Below are 20,096 nucleotides of genomic sequence, written 5' to 3'. Positions count from 1 at the left end.
AGATGTGTATAAGAGACAGTTAATAACACTTAACATTAATTTCACATGATTAACTTTTAGCCGCTCCGGGCTATTACTGCAAGGTCCCTTCAACACTCAGGTTTTACGAAATGTCACCCAGCGTAACTTCTGCTTGTTGTCTGCGCGTTTTTTATTTTCCATCAGAACAATATACATAATTCACATAAATCAGTAGCATAATCAACCTTTATTTATGGTTTGCACATGACGTTAACGCAGTGAAAGCGTTAGTCAATAGTTAAAAAGATTCATCACAATTTCGCTATGAGCACAAAATCTTCTTCTGCACACCCTTCAAAACGAAGCGTGGGGGGAGTACATTATTCCGTGCTGACTTCCACGGCAGGGAGTGGCAATAATAGCGAAAAGGTTAAAGGTTCATGTCCCCTATCGAAAAATCCAGCAAGCTAGATAACGTCTGTTATGACATCCGTGGCCCGGTTCTGAAAGAGGCAAAACGCCTTGAAGAAGAAGGCAACAAGGTTCTGAAGCTCAACATCGGCAACCCCGCGCCATTTGGTTTTGAAGCGCCGGATGAAATTCTGGTTGATGTGATCCGCAACTTGCCTACGGCACAAGGCTATTGTGACTCAAAGGGACTTTACTCCGCCCGTAAAGCCATTATGCAGCACTACCAGGCGCGCGGTATGCGTGACGTTACCGTCGAAGATATCTATATCGGCAACGGCGTCTCCGAACTTATCGTTCAGGCCATGCAGGCGCTGCTGAACAGCGGTGACGAAATGCTGGTTCCCGCGCCGGACTATCCGCTGTGGACCGCTGCCGTATCGCTCTCAAGCGGTAAAGCGGTACATTATCTTTGCGACGAATCCTCTGACTGGTTCCCGGATCTGGACGATATTCGCGCGAAAATCACGCCTCGCACGCGTGGGATTGTGATCATCAACCCGAACAACCCGACGGGCGCGGTCTATTCAAAAGAGCTGCTGATGGAAATCGTGGAGATCGCCCGCCAGCACAACCTGATCATCTTCGCTGACGAAATCTACGACAAGATTCTGTACGACGCGGCGCAGCACCACTCTATCGCCGCGCTGGCGCCCGACCTGCTGACCGTCACCTTTAACGGACTGTCTAAAACCTACCGCGTGGCCGGTTTCCGTCAGGGCTGGATGGTGCTGAACGGCCCGAAAAAGCACGCAAAAGGCTATATTGAAGGGCTTGAGATGCTGGCGTCGATGCGTCTTTGCGCCAACGTGCCTGCGCAGCACGCGATCCAGACGGCGCTGGGCGGCTACCAGAGCATCAGCGAGTTTATCGTCCCTGGCGGTCGCCTGTACGAACAGCGTAACCGCGCATGGGAACTGATCAACGATATCCCGGGCGTCTCCTGCGTGAAGCCGAACGGGGCGCTGTATATGTTCCCGAAAATTGACGCGAAGCGCTTCAATATCCACGACGATCAGAAAATGGTGCTCGATTTCCTGTTGCAGGAAAAAGTGCTGCTGGTTCAGGGGACGGCGTTTAACTGGCCGTGGCCGGACCACGTGCGTATCGTGACCCTGCCACGTGAAGACGATCTCGAAATGGCCATCAGCCGCTTCGGGCGATTCCTCTCTGGATACCATCAGTAATCTTAAAATCAGGCTACTTCGGTAGCCTGATTTGCATCTTCCCTCCCCTCCCCGCACAATGAAGTCCTGTCGCAGTGAAGACAAAAGGTAACCTATGAGTCAGAGCCATTTCTTTGCCCACCTCTCCCGCCTGAAACTGATCAACCGCTGGCCGCTGATGCGCAACGTGCGTACAGAGAACGTGTCTGAACATAGCCTGCAGGTTGCTATGGTTGCTCATGCGCTGGCTGCCATTAAGAATCGCAAATTTAACGGGCAGGTGAATGCCGAGCGCATCGCTTTGCTGGCGATGTACCACGACGCATCAGAGGTGCTGACCGGCGACCTGCCTACGCCAGTGAAATATTTCAATTCTCAGATTGCTCAGGAATATAAGGCTATCGAGAAGATTGCCCAGCAAAAGCTTATCGAGATGGTGCCCGAAGAGCTACGCGATATCTTTGAACCGCTCATCGACGAGCATCAGTATACGGAAGATGAAAAGTCGCTGGTCAAACAGGCCGACGCGCTGTGCGCCTATCTGAAGTGTCTGGAAGAGCTGTCTGCGGGCAATAATGAGTTTTTACTGGCGAAAACGCGTCTGGAAAAAACGCTGGAATCCCGCCGCAGCGAAGAGATGGACTACTTCATGCAGGTATTTGTGCCGAGCTTCCATCTATCGCTGGACGAGATCAGCCAGGATTCACCGTTGTAATTTTAGCCGGGTGGCGGCTTCGCCTTACCCGGTCTACGTTTCTGCGCTCACGCTAAAACGGGAATAAAACCGGAATTAACACCACGCACACCACCATCACCAGCACGGTGAACGGCACGCCCAGCTTCACGAAATCGCTGAACTTATAATTCCCCGGCCCCAGTACCAGCGTGTTCACCGGCGATGAAACCGGCGTCATAAACGCCGCGGATGCCGCCATCGCGACCATCATCGCAAACGGGTACGGCGACACGCCCATGGATTTCGCCATCGCCAGCGCAATGGGCGCCATCAGCACCGCCGTCGCGGTATTCGAGATAAATAACCCTATCGTGGCGCACATGACAAACAGACAGACCATCATCATGTACGGTCCATACCCGCCGCCCACGTCCATCAAGCCTTTTACGATCAGATCTACCCCGCCGGTTTTTTGCAGTGCCAGGGCAAAGGGCATCATCCCGACGATAAGAATAATGCTCGGCCAGTGAATGGCTTTATACGCGCTTTCGGCGTCAATGCAGCGGAATTTCCCCATCAGCAGGCAGGCGATAATGGCCGCGACCGGATTAGGGATTTCATCGGTCAGCATCAGCGCCACCATTAGCACCAAACAGAAAATCGCATGGGGCGCCTGGCTGTGCGCCGGGGAGGCATCGCTCTCCTCGACCGGCATATTGAGCACCACAAAATCACGCCCTTTTTGCCCGAGCTGGCTTATCAGCTTCCAGTTGCCGACCACGAGAAAGATATCGCCCAGCAGGATCGGCTCATCGACGACGGCCCCTTCCATCGCCACGCCATCACGCTTCAGCCCCACTACGTTCAGGCCATAGCGGGTACGGAACCCCATTTCACGCACGGTTTTACCCAGCAGTTCCGATTCCGGTATCAGCGACACTTCGGCCATCCCCACATCCAGCGCCTGGTCGGAGAAATACTCGCCGCGTAGCACCATCGGCTCCAGCAGCTGCTCGCTACAGAACTCTCGCAGATCCACGTCCGCCGTTGACATATCAATCAGCAGGACATCACGCGCGCGGAACTCTGATACCCCGTTCACGTTAACGATCACCCGGCGAAAACGACGCCAGCGCTCAACCCCGATCACGTTCGCGCCATAACGCTCGCGCAGCTTAAGGTCGTCGAGCCGCTGGCCGACCATCGGCGAGCCGGGGCGAATGGCCAGACGGCGCGCCCGCCCGGTGAGGCGGTACTCTTTGATCAGATCGCGGAAGGTACGTCGCTTCCACCCCTCTTTATTCTTATCCTGTTTGTCGCCTTTGAGGGCAAAACGGGTCAGCAGCATGTAGACCACGCCCATCGCCAGAATCACCAGCCCAAGCGGGGTAACGCTGAAAAAGCTGAAGCCCTGAAACCCTTCACGAATCAGCTCGCTGTTGACAACCAGGTTCGGCGGCGTCGCCACCAGCGTCATCATTCCGCTGATCAAACCGGCAAAGCTCAGAGGCATCATCAGGCGCGACGGCGAGCTCTGCATCCGCATTGAAACGCTCAGCACCACCGGAATAAAAATAGCGACCACGCCCGTTGAGCTCATAAACGCCCCCAGCCCGGCGACCGTCAGCATCAGGTAGATCAGCATTTTGGTTTCACTGCTGCCGGCCACCTTAACCAGCCACGCGCCCATGATGGTCGCCACGCCGGTGCGAACAAGGCCGTCGCCGATGATAAACAGGGCAGCTATAAGGATAACGTTGGGGTCGCTGAACCCGGAGAAGGCTTCCGGTAGCGTGAGCGTGCCGCTCAGCACAAACGCGACGATGACAAACAGGGCAACGGCATCCATGCGCACCTTGCCTGTGGCGAAGAGAATAATGGCGATTAAAAGCAGGCTCAGAACCCAGATCAGTTCACCGTTCACAACCTATCCTTGTCAGTGGAAGATGAGAAATTTTGCCATAAAAAAGCCCCAGCAGCGTGGGGCTATATCATGGGATTACATTTTTAGCGAGACGGTTACAACTCCGTCGGGCGCTTTTGACACCGCCAGCGCCGTCAGAGAATGAATCACAAAGTCCGCCTCGTCCAGGCGTGGAGATCCCGCCGGAACGTTAACGGCAATGACGTGGCTCCCGGCGTTCAGCCCGGCCAGCACGCCAGCGGCCGCATCTTCCACCACCACACACTCTGCAGGCGCGAAGCCCAGCATTTCTGCACCAAGCAGAAACGCATCCGGCTCCGGCTTGCCGCGTTTAACGCGCTCAGCCGTAATGAACACCTCAGGCTTCGGTAAACCGGCCGCCTTATGGCGGGCATGCGCGACCGGAACAGAGCCGGAGGTGACGATAGCCCACGGGATTTGCGCTTCATTCAGATGCTCAAGCAGTTCGCGCGCCCCGGGCAGCGCGGTAATGCCCTCGGTGTCGGTGGCCTCAATCTGCTCCAGGTATCTGAACTCCGCCTGGATCTCTTCCTCAGAACGCCCCGCTAAAAAGTGCCGCAATGAGGTAATGGCCTGTTTGCCATGGATAAAATTCAGCACGTCCTTATGGTCGATGCCGTGCCGGTCGGCCCAGTGGCACCAAGAACGCTCCACCACCGGCAGCGAATCCACCAGCGTACCGTCCAGATCAAACAGAAAACCTTTACACTGCACACGCACCTCCGTCAGGCATTAATGATTTGTTGAATTTCGTTGCTGCTTAAATGGTACTGACGCGGGCAGGCGTGCCACGCGCTCAGCATACGTTGATATTTATCCCACATGGGGGTTTGGGCGTTGAAGCCGTGCGTTCCCGCATCAAAATGGGTGTAGCGCCCTTCGGTGTTCACCATAAAGCGAACATAGCTCAGATAGCGCGCTTCCGTCGCGGCATCAAAGCCTAAGAAGGTCACGCGACGTTCATCAATGGTCTGCTGGTCTTTGAGGTTCGTCCAGGAGACGTGCAGAGCGTGATACATCTCCATAATGTCGATCACGATGCGGCAGGTTTCTTCTTTCAGCTCGCCAAACTCGCGTTCCAGTTCGCGCATTTGCAAACCAAAACCGCGTTCGACGATGGTTTGCAGGCGGCTGTAGCGCGCAGCGTTATCGGGATCAAGCATAGTCATCATCTTGTACTGGTTAGACAAAATCAGACGTTGAGCATGGGTCATTTCCATCTTTCGACTCCTGTAGCGCATTGCACTGTAAAAAAAGACACGGTAACGGTGTGTTACTGTGCCTTCTTTTGTTAGTCGTTTCGATGATCAATCACAAGTCATCGAGGAATGTTTTATCCAGCTGCTTAAAAGCACGCTTTAACGTGTCCGCCAGCGCCTGGTAATCCGGCTTGCCTTCAACCGGGGCCAGCGCCTGCCCGGCCTCCTCCAGTTTTCCACGCACTTCATAAAACCAGTGTAAAATTGAAGGCGGAAGCGGCGTAATGGAGCGTTTGCCTAACCACCACAGCCCCTGCATCGGCAGGCTTAACGCGAAGAGCGCCGTTGCGACGGCAGGACCAAGCTGTCCACCGAGGGCGATTTGCCAGCACAGAGTAAAGATAGCGACCGGAGGCATAAAGCGAATCGCATAGCGCGTGGCGCGGATCGTGCGATTCTCAATAAACATTGGCGCAAGGCGCTTTTCCATTGGCCACGTCTTTGCGTAATGCTGTCCCCGACGAAACAGACTGAAAAAGCTCACGGACGGGATTTCGGGTGTCGACATGGCTGTACCTCAACTTCACATATAAAAATTAAAATTTTTGTGCAAAACCACAACAGGCTATGACAACGTTCAAAATATTTTGTCATCGCTACCCCGTATCGGGTATTCTGTGCCAGCCTGATAGGGCCGTAGACGAGAAGCGTTAACTCGTCAAATTATCGCATATTATGCCATTGTCTGAAAAATGTTCAAAATGGCTTAAAATCATAGGTATTTCTTCCATCCTGCCAGAATGTTCGTTTGGCATGATGTTAATCATAAACGTCTGGGTCAGCTTGCGTTACGCTTTTAGGCTCATTGACGTTTTTTTAGCCACGTATCAATTATAGGTACTTCCATGTCGAGTAAGTTAGTACTGGTTCTGAACTGCGGTAGCTCTTCACTGAAATTCGCCATCATCGATGCGCTCAACGGTGACGAGTACCTCTCTGGTTTGGCCGAATGTTTCCATCTGCCTGAAGCACGTATCAAGTGGAAGATGGACGGCAGCAAACAAGAAGCGGCTTTAGGTGCAGGCGCCGCTCACAGTGAAGCGCTGAACTTTATCGTTAACACTATTCTGGCACAAAAACCAGAACTGTCTGCTCAGCTGACTGCGATTGGTCACCGTATCGTCCACGGCGGCGAAAAATACACCAGCTCCGTTGTCATCGACGACTCTGTTATCCAGGGCATCAAAGACTCTGCCTCTTTTGCTCCGCTGCATAACCCGGCGCACCTGATCGGTATCGCTGAAGCGCTGAAGTCCTTCCCGAATCTGAAAGACAAAAACGTGGCCGTGTTTGACACCGCGTTCCATCAGACCATGCCGGAAGAGTCTTACCTCTATGCCCTGCCGTACAGCCTGTACAAAGAGCACGGCGTACGTCGCTACGGCGCGCACGGCACCAGCCACTTCTATGTGACTCAGGAAGCCGCAAAAGTCCTGAACAAGCCAGTTGAAGAAGTCAACATCATCACCTGCCACCTGGGCAACGGTGGTTCTGTTTCTGCTATCCGCAACGGTAAATGTGTTGATACCTCTATGGGTCTGACCCCGCTGGAAGGTCTGGTGATGGGTACCCGTTCCGGTGATATCGACCCGGCGATCATCTTCCACCTGCACGACACTCTGGGCATGAGCGTTGACGACATCAACAAAATGTTGACCAAAGAGTCTGGCCTACTGGGTCTGACCGAAGTCACCAGCGACTGCCGTTACGTTGAAGACAACTACGACAGCAAAGAAGACGCTAAGCGTGCAATGGACGTTTACTGCCACCGTCTGGCGAAGTACATCGGTTCTTACACCGCGCTGATGGACGGTCGTCTGGACGCGGTTATCTTCACCGGTGGCATCGGTGAGAACGCGGCAATGGTACGTGAACTGTCCCTGGGCAAACTGGGCGTTCTGGGCTTCGAAGTCGATCACGAGCGTAACCTGGCTGCCCGCTTCGGCAAGTCTGGCTTCATCAACAAAGAAGGCACCCGCCCGGCTATCGTTATCCCAACTAACGAAGAGCTGGTCATCGCGCAAGACGCGTGCCGCCTGACTGCCTGATTCCACACCGCCAGCAATGCTGGCGGTGCTGTTTTGTAACCCGCCCAACGCGGCGGTAACGAAAGAGGATAAACCGTGTCCCGTACTATTATGCTGATCCCTACCGGAACCAGCGTCGGCCTGACCAGCGTCAGCCTCGGCGTGATCCGCGCTATGGAACGCAAAGGCGTTCGTCTGAGCGTCTTTAAGCCTATTGCCCAGCCTCGTGCCGGTGGCGATGCGCCAGACCAGACCACCACCATCGTGCGTAAGAATTCCAATCTTCCTGCGGCTGAACCGCTGAAGATGAGCCACGTTGAGTCTCTGCTCTCCAGCAACCAGAAAGACGTGCTGATGGAAGAGATCATCGCCAACTACCACGCTAACGCGCAGGACGCGGAAGTGGTGCTGGTTGAAGGCCTGGTCCCGACCCGCAAACACCAGTTTGCCCAGTCCCTGAACTTTGAAATCGCGAAAACCCTGAACGCAGAGATCGTTTTCGTGATGTCTCAGGGGACTGATACCCCAGAGCAGCTGAAAGAGCGTATCGAACTGACGCGCAGCAGCTTCGGCGGCGCGAAAAACACCAGCATCACCGGCGTGATCGTTAACAAACTGAACGCACCGGTTGATGAACAGGGCCGTACGCGTCCTGACCTGTCCGAAATCTTCGACGACTCTTCCAAAGCGAAAGTCATCAAGGTTGATCCGGCAAAGCTGCAGGAATCCAGCCCGCTGCCTGTACTCGGCGCAGTGCCATGGAGCTTCGATCTGATTGCCACCCGTGCAATTGATATGGCGCGTCACCTGAACGCGACCATCGTTAACGAAGGCGATATCAACACCCGCCGCGTGAAGTCCGTGACCTTCTGTGCGCGCAGCATTCCGCACATGCTGGAGCACTTCCGCGCAGGTTCCCTGCTGGTGACCTCCGCAGACCGTCCGGACGTGCTGGTTGCTGCCTGCCTGGCGGCGATGAACGGCGTGGAAATCGGTGCAATTCTGCTGACCGGCGGCTACGAAATGGACGCGCGCATCAGCAAGCTGTGCGAACGTGCGTTCGCGACAGGCCTGCCAGTCTTCATGGTGAACACCAACACCTGGCAGACCTCTCTGAGCCTGCAAAGCTTCAACCTGGAAGTGCCGGTTGATGACCACGAGCGTATCGAGAAAGTGCAGGAATACGTTGCCGGCTACATCAATGCAGACTGGATCGAATCCCTGACGGCGACCTCCGAGCGCAGCCGTCGCCTGTCTCCTCCAGCCTTCCGTTACCAGCTGACCGAGCTGGCGCGCAAAGCGGGCAAACGCGTTGTTCTGCCAGAAGGCGACGAACCGCGTACCGTTAAAGCGGCGGCTATCTGTGCAGAGCGCGGCATCGCGACCTGTGTGCTGCTGGGTAACCCGGATGAGATCAACCGCGTGGCGGCCTCTCAGGGCGTTGAGCTGGGCGCTGGCATCGAAATCGTTGACCCTGAAGTGGTCCGCGAAAGCTACGTTGCCCGTCTGGTTGAGCTGCGTAAGAACAAGGGCATGACCGAAGCCGTTGCGCGTGAGCAGCTGGAAGACAACGTGGTGCTGGGCACGCTGATGCTGGAGCAGGACGAAGTTGACGGCCTGGTTTCCGGTGCGGTTCACACCACGGCGAACACCATCCGTCCACCGCTGCAGCTGATCAAAACTGCACCAGGCAGCTCTCTGGTTTCTTCCGTATTCTTCATGCTGCTGCCTGAACAGGTTTACGTTTACGGCGACTGCGCGATCAACCCGGATCCTACCGCAGAACAGCTGGCAGAAATCGCTATCCAGTCTGCGGACTCCGCGACCGCTTTCGGTATCGAGCCGCGCGTAGCAATGCTCTCCTACTCCACCGGCACCTCTGGTGCAGGTAGCGACGTAGAGAAAGTCCGTGAAGCGACCCGTATTGCGCAGGAAAAACGTCCCGATCTGATGATCGACGGCCCGCTGCAGTACGACGCCGCGGTCATGGCTGACGTGGCGAAATCCAAAGCGCCGAACTCGCCGGTTGCAGGTCGCGCTACCGTGTTCATCTTCCCGGATCTGAACACCGGTAACACCACCTACAAAGCGGTACAGCGTTCTGCCGACCTGATCTCCATCGGGCCAATGCTGCAGGGCATGCGCAAGCCTGTAAACGACCTGTCCCGTGGTGCGCTGGTTGACGATATCGTCTATACCATCGCGCTGACGGCGATCCAGTCTTCGCAGCAGCAGTAATGTTTTGCCGGATGGCGCTTCGCTTATCCGGCCTACAGAACCGTAGGTCCGGTAAGCGCCAGCGCCACCGGGCAACAAAAAGGCGACCACACGGTCGCCTTTTTTTATTACAGCAGCTCCCGCGCCGCCGACACAATGTCATGCGCCGTCAGGCCATACTCTTTTTGCAGGAAGTCCTGTGTGCCCACCTGGCCGTAACGCTCCTTCACGCCCACGCGACGCATCGGCACCGGGCAGGTCTCCACCAGCACTTCCGCCACCGCTGACCCGAGACCGTTGTGAATACTGTGGTTTTCGCAGGTCACAATACGCCCGGTTTTCTCGGCATAGTTTTTCACCAGCATCCGATCGATAGGCTTCAGGGTAAACATGTCGATGACCGCCGCACTTACCCCCTCCTGTTCAAGCTGGCGCGCCGCCTCCAGCGCTTCCGCCACCATGATGCCGTTGGCAATCAGCGTGATATCACTTCCCTCGCGCAACACGTTGCCTTTTCCAATGGTAAATGTTGAGCCCGGCGCATAGACGCTCGGCGCCTGCTTGCGGATGGTGCGCACCCAGTAGAAGCCTTCGAGATCGATAAGCTGGCGCAGCACATCCTCGAACATCACCGCATCGGTGACTTCCAACACCACCGAATGCGCCAGACCGCGCACGATGCCCATATCCTCGAAGGACATGTGCGTCCCACCGTTGTGGCAGGCCGTCACGCCCGCATCCGAGGCAATCACCTTCACGTTGTTGCGCTGGTAGTCCAGGGACATAAACAGCTGGTCGAAGCAGCGGCGGCTGGCAAACGCGGTGAAAGTGTGCACGAACGGCTTACGGCCGGTGAGCGACAGCCCCGCCGCAGTGCCGATGACGTTGGCCTCCATAATGCCGCAGTTAATCACGTGCTGCGGATAATCGCGCGCTACGCCGTCCATTGCCATTGAGCTCATCAGGTCCGCTTCCAGGGCGATAATCTCGCTGCCGGCCTCAATCTGCTTTGCCACAAAGCCCGCGTAGACCTTGCGCATCTCAACGGCGTCTTTCTGTCCTGCCGGTGCAACCTTAATCATGTGAAGCCTCCAGTTGGCGAATCGTCTCATTGAGGGCCGCTTTGCTCTCCGCGGTTAATCGCAGGTGGTGCGAGTTGCTGAGCTGTTCCAGATACGGCACCCCCTGCCCTTTGATGCTGTCGAGGATCACCACCCGCGGACGCGCATCGGCCTCCGGTACCCTTGAAGTCACCTTCAGCAGTGCCGGAATGTCATCCCCTTTGACCGTCACCACATCAAAGCCAAAGGCGCGGAATTTGCCCTCAAGGTCGAAGGCACAGATGATTTCGTCCAGTTCGCCGTCGAGCTGCTGTTTGTTCCAGTCCACGAACACGGTCAGGTTGTTCAGACGATGGTGAGCGATAAACTGGAACGCTTCCCAGCACTGGCCTTCGTTCAGCTCGCCGTCGCCAACGATGCAGAAGACCCGATTCGGTCGCCCGGCCAGCCTGTGCGAGAGTGCCATACCGCCCGCAATGGAGATCCCCTGCCCCAGCGAGCCGGTGGTGGCATCCACGCCGCGCGTTTTCAGGCGGTCCGGGTGGCTGGGCAGACGCGTGCCGTTCTGGTTCAGCGTGCTCAGCTCTTCAACCGGGAAGTAGCCCTTAATCGCCAGGGTGCTGTAGAGCGCCGGGCCTGCATGACCTTTCGACAGCACAAAGTAATCGCGCTCAGGCCAGTCCGGATCCGCCGGGTCGATCTTCATCACGGCGCCGTACAGCACCGCCAGGGTTTCCACCACGGACATGCTGCCGCCGTAGTGCCCAAAGCCCAGCTGCGTCAGGGATTTGAGGGTTTCAAGACGGATCTGACGCGCCAGTTCGGTTATCTCGTTCTCATTCATGATTTGGCTCCGGTATTTTCCTGCGCGTTACTACCCGCAGGTTTGTTTTTCGCGAAGATGTTGTAGGCCACCAGCAGCGCGAACAGCGCCACAACCAGCCCGGTGATGGCAAGCGGTGACAGGAAGCGCGCCAGGTTGCCCAGCACAATCCCGACCGCGCCGAAGTCGGCGTCCGAGAAGGTGGTGTTAGCAAAGCCAATCGCACCCAGTACCGGCAGCAGCAGGACCGGGAGGAAAGTAATCAGCAGGCCGTTAGCAAAGGCGCCTATCATTGCCCCGCGGCGTCCACCGGTGGCGTTACCGAACACGCCTGCCGTTGCGCCGGTGAAGAAGTGCGGCACTACGCCCGGCAGGATCAGCACCCAGCTAAACTGACCGCAGATCAACAACCCCACAATTCCCCCGAGGAAGCTGAACAGGAAGCCAATCAGCACCGCGTTTGGCGCATACGGGTAGACCACCGGGCAGTCCAGCGCCGGACGCGCGTTCGGCACCAGTTTTTCCGAGAAGCCGGTAAAGGCCGGGACGATTTCCGCCAGAATCAGGCGCACGCCTTGCAGGATGATGAACACGCCCGCCGCGAAGGTGATCGCCATGATGATGGCGTAGACCAGGTAGTTTTGCCCGCCGCTGAAGGTGGCCTCGACGTACTCACGCCCGGCGCTTACCGCCATGATCAGGTAGATAATCATCATGGTCAGGGAGATGGAGATCGAACTGTCGCGCAGGAAGCTGAGGTTTTTCGGCAGGTTCATCTCTTCGGTGGAGCGCGAGCCTTTGCCGACCCTGCTGCCAATCCAGCCGGACAGCACGTAGCCCAGCGTACCGAAATGACCGAAGGCGATCTCATCGTTGCCGGTAATACGCTTCATATAGCGCTGCGCAATCGCCGGGAAAAAGGCCATAATCAGGCCGAGGATCAGCGAACCGGTAAATACCAGCCCTACTCCCTCGAAGCCTGCGACCGTCAGGATCACGCCAATCATGCACGCCATGTAGAAGGTGTGGTGCCCGGTCAGGAAGATGTACTTCAGGCGGGTAAAGCGCGCGACGACAATGTTCGCCACCATGCCGAAGGCCATGATCAGCGCGGTCGAGGCACCGTATTTTTCCAGCGCGATCGACACAATCGCTTCATTGTTTGGAATAATGCCCTGGATATTAAAAGCGTGCTCAAACATGCCGCCTAACGGGTTTAACGACCCCACCAGCACCGTGGCGCCACCGCCCAGTACAATAAAGCCGAGAATCGTTTTAATTGTGCCTTTTACGACATCAGAAAACGCTTTTTTCTGCGCGACCAGACCAATTAACGCGATTAAACCCACCAGCACCGAAGGGACTTTTAAAATATCGACAACGAAATTCAGCGTTTCAAGGATAAACATATCCACCTCGCCTTATCAGGGTTATTGTCTGTCGAACCAGGCGCGCAGCTGCGCTTCGAGTTCGTTGATATCAATGATGTTATTGATCACCACCAGCTGGCTTTCCGGCACGCTGGCGCTGGCCGCAATGTCTTTCGCCATCACGAACAGGTCCGCCGCGCCCGGCGTGGCGGAGGAGAGATCGGAGTGTTCAACCTCGGCCTCAATGTCCAGCTTTTTAAGCACCTTTTTAATGTTCATTTCGACCATAAAACTGCTGCCCAGGCCAGAACCGCAAATAGCCATGATTTTCATTGTTGTCCCCTTATTTTGAGTAGAGCACGCCCCATCACGCTGGCGCGTAATGTTGTGAATAATCGGATTAAAAAATTAAATCAGAAGCGGTCAATAATGGCTTTAATGTCCTCCAGGGTATTCGCCTGATGTAATTTCTCCATATCTTCGTCGCTGGAAAATAATTCAGCGAGCGCGGATATCATTTCGATATGGCTATGTTTATCCGGTGCCGCAAGCATAATAATCAGATCGACAGGGTCAAACTCTCCGGCACCAAAAGAGACGCCCTGTTTTAGTTTTAGTAATGACAAGCCCAGTCCTTTGGCGCCTTCCTCCGGCCGCGCATGCGGCATGGCTAGCCCTGGTGCCAGCACATAATAGGGTCCTAACGTATGGTGCTGCTGAATGATTGCCGTCACGTATTCCGGTGCAATCACCTGCAGATCCAGCAGCGGTTTCGCGCATATCTCCAGCGCCTGTGGCCAGCTTTCCACGCTATCCTGCAGCGTGATGGTTGTATCATATATCCACTTTTTGAGCATTTTCCCTCCCGCCAAACGCTAAAGATGGGCAAACTTTATTCAACCCATCAATCATTGACTGCGATCGCGATCACAAAGATAGCGCTACCAATTACCAACATGCAGAAATGTGATAGCGCTATCAAAATGTAATCATGGTGTGAAATCACAGCAAAAAAAGGGATTTAAGGCGTATACTGCCTGTCACCTGAAATGAAGGAAAAAAGAACGCGTCTGGTCAGCAGGAAGGTGTATGTCTTTAACCCGAAAACGGCGCAGTACCGGAAAAGTCACGCTCGCTGATGTCGCGCAGCTTGCCGGAGTCGGCACGATGACCGTCTCCCGTGCGCTCCGCACGCCCGAACAGGTTTCCGATAAACTGCGTGAAAAAATTGAAGCTGCGGTGCAGGAGCTGGGTTATATGCCCAATCTCGCCGCCAGCGCACTGGCATCCGCGTCCTCATGGACGATTGCGATGGTTGTTCCCAACCTTTCCGAAGCCGGTTGCTCTGAAATGTTTGCGGGCCTACAGCAGGTGCTGCAGCCCGCCGGATACCAGATCATGCTGGCAGAGTCCCAGCATCGGCTTGAGCAGGAAGAGAAGCTGCTTGAGACCCTGCTGGCGTCAAATATCGCCGCCGCGATTTTGCTCAGCGTCGAGCACACCGACACTGTTCGCCACTGGCTGAAAAACGCCTCGATTCCGGTAATGGAGATGGGTGCGATGCGCGCCGATCCGATCGATATGAATATCGGGATCGATAACGTGGCGGCCATGTACGAGCTGACAGAAATGGTGATTAGGCGCGGCTACCAGAATATCGGCCTGCTGTGCGCCAACCAGGAGCAGTGGATTTTCCAGCAGCATTTGCAGGGCTGGTACAAGGCGATGCTGCGCCATCATCTGTCGCCAAACCGGGTGATTAACGCGGCGATGCCGCCGAGCTTCTCGACCGGCGCGGCACAACTGCCAGAGTTCTTGCTGGCGTGGCCGGAGCTGGATGCGCTGGTGTGCGTATCAGACGAGCTGGCCTGCGGCGCGCTGTATGAGTGTCAGCGTCGACGCATTAAAGTGCCGGACGATCTGGCTGTCGTGGGCTTTGGCGATAGCGATGTGAGCCGCGTCTGCCAGCCGCCGCTGACGACGATGGCGGTACCGCATCGAAAGATTGGGATTGAGGCAGGTAAAGCGCTACTGGAACGTCTGAATGACGGAGACTGGCGCGACCAAAAACCCATCGCGTCCAGCCTGTGCCTGCGGGAAAGCTGTTAAGGCTTACTCAGCCTCTTCCTCTTTTTCCGCTTTGTTTTCCGGCTTAGCGGATTCGTTTTTGGCGTTGCGGGTCATCCACAGCGCCAGCGCTTTTAACGAATCCGGCGTGAACTCGTCGCAGCGGGCGGTAATCTCTTCCGGCGTCATCCAGCAGACTTCGCTCACTTCCTCTTCCTGCAGGGCGAAAGGCCCATGGGAAACGCAGCTAAACAGTCCACCCCAGACGCGGCAATGTTCGTCTTCGAAATAGAACTGCCCGTGCTCGGCAAACGGCACCCCGGCGATACCTAACTCTTCTTCCGCTTCACGGCGTGCGGAATCCAGCAGCACTTCATCGGCCTGCACGACGCCGCCTGCGGTGGCATCAAGCATGCCCGGAAGAAAATCTTTGGTGTCCGTGCGGCGCTGGACCAGAATCTTGCCCATGCCGTCATGCACAACGATGTACGTTGCACGGTGACGCAGTCGCTCTGCACGCATTTGTTCGCGGCTCGCCTGCGCGATCACTTCATTTTCTTCGCTGACAATGTCAACCCATTCAGTACTTGCCAAATGATTCTGCTCCACCATCGGGAAACCTTCTCGTCTAAGCGCTCTTTCGGCGCGTTTGCAGTTGTGGTGTAACTTACGGATTAATCGCTACCTGCGCAATAACTTGCTGATCATTAAGTGCGATAACGCTCAGGGTATTTCCATCGAGCAGGCCATAGCTCGCAGGATATCCGCCTTTCGGGATGCTGACCGACCCCGGATTAAAGTGATAAATCTCACCGCGTTTTTCAGCCACCGGAATATGAGTATGGCCGTAAACCAGGACATCGCCAGCCGCGAGCGCCGGGAGATTATCCGGGCCGAAAAGGTGTCCGTGGGTAAGAAACAGGCGGCTGTTTTCCAGCAGAACCTGTTGCCATGGCGCGGTAAGGGGAAAATGCAGCAGCATCTGGTCGACTTCGCTGTCGCAATTACCGCGAACGGCGATAATGCGCGAGGCAAACGGGTTAAGCTTTTCCGCCACCTGCGCCGGGGCATAGCCTTCCGGCAGCGCATTACGCGGACCATGATTTAACACATCCCCCAGAATCACCAGCCATTGGGCCCCGCTTTGCGAAAACAGAGAAAGCACTCGCTCGGTCGCGGGCAGCGATCCATGGATATCTGACGCAAACATCAGTTTCATCCGTCACTCCCTGGTAAAAAAACTCCCCTTATCATACCTGAAGCGTCAGGGCTTATCAGCCCGCGCGCTTAGCGGAGAGTGCCACATAGCGCTGTACGGAGGCTCGCTGCCACTGGAACGCCGCATAGTCCACCAGCAGTTGAGGGACCTCATCGCCGTTGAGGATCAAACGGTTCAGCATCAGCGCCAGATCGGTATCGGCAATACACCATTCACCGAACAGGTTCGGGTTGCCGTGAGCGAGCAGCGAGGCTGCAGTTTCAATCAGCTTTTGCGCGCTGTCGACGCCTTCTGCGCTGAGCGCTGGCTTTTTCACACCGGCAAACACGACATCCGTGGAGCGCTCGACGCGAATCGGCACCAGGTCGCTACGCAGCCACGCCTGGATCTGCCGGGCGCGGGCGCGCTTTTGCAGATCGTGAGGATAGATGCGCTCCCACTCCGGCGGCGCAAAACGATCTTCCAGATATTCATCGATCGCCGAGGATTCGCTCAGTGCAAAACCATCCAGTTCCAGCACCGGCACGCGTCGCGTCAGGTCGTAACCCTGCCACTGGGGTTTGAGGTGTTCACCACCGTCGAGATCGACGGTCTTCAGTGTAAAAGAGAGCCCCTTTTCGGCCAGCGCGACGTAAACGCTCATAACATAGGGAGAAAAGAAATTTGCATCGGACCACAACGTAATTACGGGCTGGTTCATAACATCCTCATCGGCTGATCGGTTTTTACTCAACATATAATCTCTTTGCTTCGCTGTCACTTGATGAAAACTCACGATTTACAACAAGCACCTATACTCATTTGTCATGGCACCACTATTCGCATGGACAGGAGTTGAGAATGATTGACCTTTATTACGCCCCTACCCCAAATGGCCACAAGATCACCCTCTTTCTCGAAGAAGCCGAACTGGATTACAGAATCATCCGCGTGGATATCAGCAAAGGCGAACAGTTCAACCCTGTGTTTTTGGCTATCTCGCCCAACAATAAAATTCCGGCCATTATTGATAGCCAGCCGGCGGACGGAGGCAGGCCGTTAAGCCTGTTTGAATCCGGTGAAATTTTGCTTTATCTGGCAGAGAAAACCGGCAAGCTGCTGAGCGGTGAACTGCGCGAGCGTCACCACACTCTGCAGTGGCTTTTCTGGCAGTCAAGCGGCTTTGGGCCGATGCTGGGGCAGAACCACCACTTCACCGCCTTCGCGCCTCAGACCATTCCCTACGCCATTGAGCGATATCAGGTTGAAACCCAGCGTCTTTACGGCGTTCTGAACCAGCGGCTGGAGAAAACGCCGTGGCTCGGGGGCGACCATTACAGCATTGCCGATATCGCCTGCTGGCCGTGGGTAAATACGCATGATAAACACCGGATTGACTTAGCGTCTTACCCGGCGGTGAACAACTGGTTTGAGCGTATCCGGACCCGCCCGGCCACCGAACGCGCAATGCAAAAAATCCAGCAGGTTTAATCACCTATGAGGCTGGGTGGCTGAGAGGCTCTCATGTATTATGGGCGGGAAATACTGACACGGAGAAGACCTGCAATGTCACAGCCAGACGCTATTATTCGTATAAAAAATTTACGCTTGCGCACGTTCATTGGTATCAAAGAGGAAGAGATTGCCAACCGTCAGGATATTGTCATTAATGTGGTGATTCACTACCCGGCAGACAAAGCGCGGGCCAGCGAAGACATCAATGACGCGCTGAACTATCGCACGATCACTAAAAACATCATCCAGTACGTGGAAAACAACCGCTTCTCGCTGCTGGAGAAATTAACCCAGGATGTGCTCGATATCGCACGCGATCATCACTGGGTCACTTATGCTGAAGTAGAGATCGATAAACTTCACGCCCTGCGCTATGCCGACTCCGTCTCCATGACGTTAAGCTGGCGACGCCAGGCGTAAACCTGGAGGTTGTATGAAGATTCTGCTGACCGGCGGTACAGGCCTGATTGGGCGCCATCTCATTGCGCGTTTGCAGGCGCTGCATCACGACATTACCGTAGTGACCCGCAGCCCGGAGAAAGCGCGCCAGGTGCTGGGCGCGGGGGTCGATATCTGGAAAGGGCTGGCCGATCGGCAGAATCTGGACGGCTTCGACGCCGTCATCAACCTTGCGGGTGAACCCATCGCCGATAAGCGCTGGACCGAAGAGCAGAAACAGCGGTTGTGCAGCAGCCGCTGGAACATAACTGAGAAACTGGTTGAGCTGATTCGCAACAGCCAGACCCCGCCGTCGGTGCTGATTTCAGGCTCTGCAACGGGCTATTACGGCGATCTCGGCGAAGTGGTGGTGACCGAGGAAGAGCCGCCCCACAACGAGTTCACCCATAAACTCTGCGCCCAGTGGGAGCGCATCGCCTGCGCGGCGCAAAGCGATAATACCCGCGTCTGCCTGCTGCGTACCGGCGTAGTGCTTGCGCCGAAAGGCGGCATTCTGGGTAAAATGCTTCCGCCCTTCAGGCTGGGGCTCGGCGGGCCGATCGGCAACGGGCGACAGTACCTGGCCTGGATCCATATCGACGATATGGTGAACGGCATTATCTGGCTGCTGGATAACGATCTGCGCGGGCCGTTTAACATGGTTGCGCCGTATCCGGTGCGAAATGAACAGTTTGCCCACGCGCTGGGGCATGCCCTGCATCGCCCGGCGATATTACGCGTGCCTGCGACGGCAATTCGCCTGTTGATGGGCGAAGCGTCCGTGCTGGTACTGGGCGGTCAGCGCGCGCTGCCAAAACGGCTGGAAGCGGCCGGTTTTGCGTTTCGCTGGTATGACTTAGAAGAGGCGCTGGGGGATGTGGTATAAAATAAATCCCCTGTCTATATATAACGAGGCTAACTATATATAAGACCAACAATCTAAATAAAGTTCTGTAAATGATTCTTCATTCATACTTGTTAATGAGTGAGTTTTATAATAATTAAAAATAATTTTTACATCGTCACCTAAAACATCATATTTTTTTAGTGGCAGAAAAATAAAATCCTTAACCCAATTTGCAAATGGCAATAAATCAATCACATTTTTTGGTAGATTATCTTTATTAATAGCTATTTGCTTATATTTTTCATTAAAACATGGCATCACAGCTTGGCTTTCGAATAAATAATCATCGATTAAATACTTAAATATACTTGGTTCAATTTCCACATTACCCTTAGAATCATCAACTAAGTGAAGTTTGTAAGATATAGTACTATCTTCTTCATTTTTCCTCGTATTTATTGTAAGTTCTGAGACAGAGATGGAAATTTTCCTTCTTTTGATCAATAAACCTAAAACATCGAAAACTGGGGATAGCCTATATAATCCATATTCATCATCATATCCCATAGGATCATCAACAATTATTATGGGTTCATCACCATCTAAGTAAGTAGATAACTCATTATCGCATATTTCATAACTTTTCCAAAGCTGATCTATCGTAGAGCCATACATTGAATATAAATAAAAATCCGCCAATGCATTATCTTTTGTATTAGAACGAATATACTCCATATGTTTGAAACAAATTTTTCCTATTAACTCTTCTAGTTCCTCACTTCTATCCGCCCTTCCTTTTCTTCGGTCTATGGTAAGCCAATAACCAGCATCATGTGAAAATATGTCTAAATATCCCGTTAGGAATTTAAACCTTTTATTTAATTCAAACCTTACACCTTTATAATAAGTTGCAATACCTGCTCTATCTGTCAAGTCAACTGATAAATTGAAATCAACATTCAAATCAAAATCCGTCGATTGTATGTATTCCCCTTTGTTTTTCCATCGTTTATTTCCTGTCTCTTATACACATCTGACGCTGCCGACGACGGAGAGAG

At 54.5% G+C, this 20,096-nt stretch carries 21 protein-coding genes; 8 read left to right on the top strand and 13 right to left on the bottom strand.

Annotated elements, in window-relative coordinates; all coding sequences use genetic code 11:
* Window positions 1–401 precede the first annotated feature (401 nt).
* Together alaA and yfbR are read left to right on the top strand one after the other, a co-directional pair.
* Window positions 402–1,616, top strand: a complete 1,215-nt coding sequence (gene alaA, locus HBA26_RS20940; protein ID WP_003861471.1) for an alanine transaminase AlaA — start codon at window positions 402–404, stop codon at window positions 1,614–1,616.
* Window positions 1,617–1,710: 94 nt separating this feature from the next.
* On the top strand, window positions 1,711–2,310 hold the full coding sequence (gene yfbR / locus HBA26_RS20935; protein ID WP_028013935.1) for a 5'-deoxynucleotidase: 600 nt from the start codon (window positions 1,711–1,713) through the stop codon (window positions 2,308–2,310).
* 52 nt (window positions 2,311–2,362) lie between these two features.
* Here the strand turns inward: yfbR and HBA26_RS20930 are convergent, their stop codons facing one another.
* The 4 genes from HBA26_RS20930 to yfbV form a co-directional block, all read right to left on the bottom strand.
* Complete coding sequence (locus HBA26_RS20930) at window positions 2,363–4,195, bottom strand: SLC13 family permease (protein ID WP_028013936.1); 1,833 nt, start codon at window positions 4,193–4,195, stop codon at window positions 2,363–2,365.
* Between the two features lie 75 nt (window positions 4,196–4,270).
* Window positions 4,271–4,930 (bottom strand): sugar phosphatase, encoded by a 660-nt coding sequence (locus HBA26_RS20925; protein ID WP_063437057.1) that lies wholly within the window; start codon window positions 4,928–4,930, stop codon window positions 4,271–4,273.
* Between the two features lie 11 nt (window positions 4,931–4,941).
* Entirely contained in the window at window positions 4,942–5,436 is a 495-nt protein-coding gene (locus HBA26_RS20920; protein ID WP_126345359.1) for a YfbU family protein, read from the bottom strand.
* 91 nt (window positions 5,437–5,527) lie between these two features.
* On the bottom strand, window positions 5,528–5,983 hold the full coding sequence (yfbV, locus tag HBA26_RS20915) for a terminus macrodomain insulation protein YfbV (RefSeq protein WP_028013938.1): 456 nt from the start codon (window positions 5,981–5,983) through the stop codon (window positions 5,528–5,530).
* Between the two features lie 337 nt (window positions 5,984–6,320).
* Here yfbV and ackA point away from each other — a divergent pair, with 337 nt between their 5' ends.
* Window positions 6,321–7,523, top strand: a complete 1,203-nt coding sequence (gene ackA / locus HBA26_RS20910; protein WP_041908924.1) for an acetate kinase — start codon at window positions 6,321–6,323, stop codon at window positions 7,521–7,523.
* A gap of 75 nt (window positions 7,524–7,598) precedes the next feature.
* Window positions 7,599–9,740, top strand: coding sequence for a phosphate acetyltransferase (gene pta / locus HBA26_RS20905; protein WP_100169935.1), 2,142 nt, complete (start codon window positions 7,599–7,601; stop codon window positions 9,738–9,740).
* A gap of 107 nt (window positions 9,741–9,847) precedes the next feature.
* Here the strand turns inward: pta and HBA26_RS20900 are convergent, their stop codons facing one another.
* The 5 genes from HBA26_RS20900 to HBA26_RS20880 form a co-directional block, all read right to left on the bottom strand.
* Window positions 9,848–10,801: a transketolase family protein gene (locus HBA26_RS20900; protein WP_045259691.1), complete on the bottom strand. Its 954-nt coding sequence runs from the start codon at window positions 10,799–10,801 to the stop codon at window positions 9,848–9,850.
* The gene (locus HBA26_RS20895) at window positions 10,794–11,624 is read right to left on the bottom strand and encodes a transketolase (protein WP_028013942.1); all 831 of its coding nucleotides are present in this window, start codon (window positions 11,622–11,624) and stop codon (window positions 10,794–10,796) included. The genes HBA26_RS20900 and HBA26_RS20895 overlap by 8 nt, the downstream gene beginning before the upstream one ends.
* On the bottom strand, window positions 11,621–13,012 hold the full coding sequence (locus HBA26_RS20890) for a PTS ascorbate transporter subunit IIC (RefSeq protein ID WP_045259690.1): 1,392 nt from the start codon (window positions 13,010–13,012) through the stop codon (window positions 11,621–11,623). The genes HBA26_RS20895 and HBA26_RS20890 overlap by 4 nt, the downstream gene beginning before the upstream one ends.
* Window positions 13,013–13,033: 21 nt before the next feature.
* Window positions 13,034–13,306, bottom strand: a complete 273-nt coding sequence (locus HBA26_RS20885; RefSeq protein ID WP_041908914.1) for a PTS sugar transporter subunit IIB — start codon at window positions 13,304–13,306, stop codon at window positions 13,034–13,036.
* 80 nt (window positions 13,307–13,386) lie between these two features.
* Entirely contained in the window at window positions 13,387–13,830 is a 444-nt protein-coding gene (locus HBA26_RS20880) for a PTS sugar transporter subunit IIA (RefSeq protein ID WP_028013945.1), read from the bottom strand.
* 232 nt (window positions 13,831–14,062) lie between these two features.
* On the opposite strand from HBA26_RS20880, the gene HBA26_RS20875 reads away from it, so the two are divergent.
* Window positions 14,063–15,082: a LacI family DNA-binding transcriptional regulator gene (locus HBA26_RS20875; protein WP_041908911.1), complete on the top strand. Its 1,020-nt coding sequence runs from the start codon at window positions 14,063–14,065 to the stop codon at window positions 15,080–15,082.
* A gap of 3 nt (window positions 15,083–15,085) precedes the next feature.
* Here the strand turns inward: HBA26_RS20875 and yfcD are convergent, their stop codons facing one another.
* From yfcD to yfcF, 3 genes are read right to left on the bottom strand one after another with little or no spacing between them, the layout of a single operon-like run.
* Window positions 15,086–15,652: an NUDIX hydrolase YfcD gene (yfcD, locus tag HBA26_RS20870; RefSeq protein WP_006811396.1), complete on the bottom strand. Its 567-nt coding sequence runs from the start codon at window positions 15,650–15,652 to the stop codon at window positions 15,086–15,088.
* A gap of 55 nt (window positions 15,653–15,707) precedes the next feature.
* Window positions 15,708–16,259, bottom strand: a complete 552-nt coding sequence (gene yfcE, locus HBA26_RS20865; RefSeq protein WP_028013947.1) for a phosphodiesterase — start codon at window positions 16,257–16,259, stop codon at window positions 15,708–15,710.
* A 55-nt stretch (window positions 16,260–16,314) separates the two neighbouring features.
* Window positions 16,315–16,959, bottom strand: a complete 645-nt coding sequence (yfcF, locus tag HBA26_RS20860; protein WP_047367994.1) for a glutathione transferase — start codon at window positions 16,957–16,959, stop codon at window positions 16,315–16,317.
* A 140-nt stretch (window positions 16,960–17,099) separates the two neighbouring features.
* Between yfcF and yfcG the strand changes: the two genes are divergently transcribed.
* From yfcG to HBA26_RS20845, 3 genes are all read left to right on the top strand, one after another.
* Window positions 17,100–17,729: a GSH-dependent disulfide bond oxidoreductase gene (gene yfcG, locus HBA26_RS20855; protein WP_028013949.1), complete on the top strand. Its 630-nt coding sequence runs from the start codon at window positions 17,100–17,102 to the stop codon at window positions 17,727–17,729.
* 75 nt (window positions 17,730–17,804) lie between these two features.
* Window positions 17,805–18,173, top strand: coding sequence for a dihydroneopterin triphosphate 2'-epimerase (gene folX / locus HBA26_RS20850; RefSeq protein WP_028013950.1), 369 nt, complete (start codon window positions 17,805–17,807; stop codon window positions 18,171–18,173).
* A 13-nt stretch (window positions 18,174–18,186) separates the two neighbouring features.
* Entirely contained in the window at window positions 18,187–19,077 is an 891-nt protein-coding gene (locus tag HBA26_RS20845) for a TIGR01777 family oxidoreductase (RefSeq protein WP_126345361.1), read from the top strand.
* 33 nt (window positions 19,078–19,110) lie between these two features.
* Here HBA26_RS20845 and HBA26_RS20840 read toward each other — a convergent pair whose 3' ends face one another.
* Window positions 19,111–20,001: a hypothetical protein gene (locus HBA26_RS20840; RefSeq protein ID WP_166721030.1), complete on the bottom strand. Its 891-nt coding sequence runs from the start codon at window positions 19,999–20,001 to the stop codon at window positions 19,111–19,113.
* Window positions 20,002–20,096 lie beyond the last annotated feature (95 nt).

This window comes from Enterobacter sp. 725m/11, assembly GCF_011683705.1.
GTDB classification, from domain to species: Bacteria; Pseudomonadota; Gammaproteobacteria; order Enterobacterales; family Enterobacteriaceae; genus Enterobacter; species Enterobacter bugandensis.
The sequence above is the reverse complement of the archived record's forward strand: the minus strand, read 5'-3'. Positions and strand labels throughout refer to the sequence as shown.

Excerpts from the sequence above, each read along its gene's own strand:
- alaA (WP_003861471.1), top strand. The coding sequence starts at position 402 with ATGTCCCCTATCGAAAAATCCAGCAAGCTAGATAACGTCTGTTATGAC.
- yfbR (WP_028013935.1), top strand. The coding sequence starts at position 1,711 with ATGAGTCAGAGCCATTTCTTTGCCCACCTCTCCCGCCTGAAACTGATC.
- HBA26_RS20920 (WP_126345359.1), bottom strand. The coding sequence starts at position 5,436 with ATGGAAATGACCCATGCTCAACGTCTGATTTTGTCTAACCAGTACAAG.
- yfbV (WP_028013938.1), bottom strand. The coding sequence starts at position 5,983 with ATGTCGACACCCGAAATCCCGTCCGTGAGCTTTTTCAGTCTGTTTCGT.
- ackA (WP_041908924.1), top strand. The coding sequence starts at position 6,321 with ATGTCGAGTAAGTTAGTACTGGTTCTGAACTGCGGTAGCTCTTCACTG.
- HBA26_RS20900 (WP_045259691.1), bottom strand. The coding sequence starts at position 10,801 with ATGATTAAGGTTGCACCGGCAGGACAGAAAGACGCCGTTGAGATGCGC.
- HBA26_RS20895 (WP_028013942.1), bottom strand. The coding sequence starts at position 11,624 with ATGAATGAGAACGAGATAACCGAACTGGCGCGTCAGATCCGTCTTGAA.
- HBA26_RS20890 (WP_045259690.1), bottom strand. The coding sequence starts at position 13,012 with ATGTTTATCCTTGAAACGCTGAATTTCGTTGTCGATATTTTAAAAGTC.
- HBA26_RS20885 (WP_041908914.1), bottom strand. The coding sequence starts at position 13,306 with ATGAAAATCATGGCTATTTGCGGTTCTGGCCTGGGCAGCAGTTTTATG.
- HBA26_RS20880 (WP_028013945.1), bottom strand. The coding sequence starts at position 13,830 with ATGCTCAAAAAGTGGATATATGATACAACCATCACGCTGCAGGATAGC.
- HBA26_RS20875 (WP_041908911.1), top strand. The coding sequence starts at position 14,063 with ATGTCTTTAACCCGAAAACGGCGCAGTACCGGAAAAGTCACGCTCGCT.
- yfcD (WP_006811396.1), bottom strand. The coding sequence starts at position 15,652 with ATGGTGGAGCAGAATCATTTGGCAAGTACTGAATGGGTTGACATTGTC.
- yfcE (WP_028013947.1), bottom strand. The coding sequence starts at position 16,259 with ATGAAACTGATGTTTGCGTCAGATATCCATGGATCGCTGCCCGCGACC.
- yfcF (WP_047367994.1), bottom strand. The coding sequence starts at position 16,959 with ATGAACCAGCCCGTAATTACGTTGTGGTCCGATGCAAATTTCTTTTCT.
- yfcG (WP_028013949.1), top strand. The coding sequence starts at position 17,100 with ATGATTGACCTTTATTACGCCCCTACCCCAAATGGCCACAAGATCACC.
- folX (WP_028013950.1), top strand. The coding sequence starts at position 17,805 with ATGTCACAGCCAGACGCTATTATTCGTATAAAAAATTTACGCTTGCGC.
- HBA26_RS20845 (WP_126345361.1), top strand. The coding sequence starts at position 18,187 with ATGAAGATTCTGCTGACCGGCGGTACAGGCCTGATTGGGCGCCATCTC.